General features: G+C 74.9%; 2 protein-coding genes. One reads left to right on the top strand and one right to left on the bottom strand.

Translation table 11 applies throughout. The annotated features are described in order from the left end of the window. Nucleotides 1-963: VWA domain-containing protein (locus HET64_RS38455; protein ID WP_215111855.1), on the top strand; the 963-nt coding region annotated here is incomplete at its 5' end. Here the strand turns inward: HET64_RS38455 and HET64_RS38460 are convergent. Continuing rightward, a partial coding sequence (locus HET64_RS38460) for a sensor histidine kinase KdpD (protein WP_215111856.1) occupies nucleotides 897-1,357 on the bottom strand: 461 nt, incomplete at its 5' end. The two genes, HET64_RS38455 and HET64_RS38460, sit on opposite strands and share 67 nt — an antisense overlap.

A 1,357-nucleotide genomic window follows, 5' to 3' on the forward strand; every position in this document is an offset into this window, starting at 1 on the left:
CCTCGGACCGCCCCCACCGAGACCCCCAAGGCCCCGGAGGCCTCAGCGGCACCGGCAGCCACAGAGACGCCGACCATCACGGAGACCCCGGCGGCCACGGCGACCGTCGTCATCGCACCCGAGCCGATCGTCGCCCCCGAGCCGATCGTCGCCACCCCGGAGCCGGTCGTCGCCCCCGAGCCGATCGTCGCCACCCCGGAGCCGGTCGTCGCCCCGGAGGCCGTCGCAGCGACCCCGGAACCCATCGCCGCCGCGCCCGAGGCCGTCCCCGGCAAGCCCGCCACCCCGCTCGCGCGGGTCAAGGCGCGTGCTCCGCAGCTCGTCGCCCCGTACAAGGCAGCGCAGACAGCGCTCAAGGCGCACGGGCTGACCGGGCTCCGCGCCCGCGTCTACCTGGTGTTCGACCGCTCCGGCTCGATGCGGCCGTTCTACAAGGACGGCAGCGCCCAGCACCTGGGCGACCGGACGCTCGCGCTCGCCGCGCACCTGGACGAGGACGCCACCGTGCCGGTCGTCTTCTTCTCGACGGACATCGACGGCACCGGGTCCATCGAGCTCTCCGGCCACGAGGGCCGCGTCGACGAGCTGAACGCGGGCCTCGGCCGGCTGGGCCGGACGCACTACCACCGTGCGGTCGAGGAGATCGTCGCGCACTACGAGAAGTCCGAGGCCACCGGTCCGGCTCTCGTGATCTTCCAGACGGACGGCCCGCCGGACGCCAAGCAGGCCGCCCGGCAGGCCCTCACGGAAGCGGCCCGGCTGCCGCTGTTCTTCCAGTTCGTCGCCTTCGGCGAGCAGGACGCGAAGGGCTTCGACTTCCTGCGGAAGCTCGACGCCCCGAACACCGGCTTCTTCCACGCGGGCCCGGCGCCCCGCGAGATCGCGGACGCCGAGCTCTACCGCGAGATCCTCGCCGGGCTGCCGGCCTGGACCGCCGCGCGCGCGGCAGGCTCCGGGGCCTGACCGACCGGTAGCCGTACGGTCACGGCGAGACCGCCGCCCTCCGGGCCCGGTACCGCCGTGACCGTACCGCCGTGGGCCACCGCGATCGACCGGACGATCGAGAGACCGAGGCCCGACCCCGGGCCCATCCGGTCCCGGCCCTCGCCCCGCCGGAACGGCTCGAAGAACCCGGCGATATCGGCCTCCGAGACCACCGGTCCGGTATTGCGCACCAGCAGAGCCCCCTCCCCGGTCAGCGAGACCTCCACCGAGCCGCCCGGCACGTTGTACGTGACCGCGTTGGCCAGCAGGTTCGCCACCAGCTGGGCGAGCAGCAGCCGGTTGCCGCGCACGGAGCAGGCGGCCACCACGACGTTCACGGCCGGCCCGCCGCCCGGCCCCCGGCCCTCCGGAC

Origin of the sequence: Streptomyces sp. McG3, assembly GCF_018619185.1 — a bacterium.
Lineage (GTDB): Bacteria > Actinomycetota > Actinomycetes > Streptomycetales > Streptomycetaceae > Streptomyces.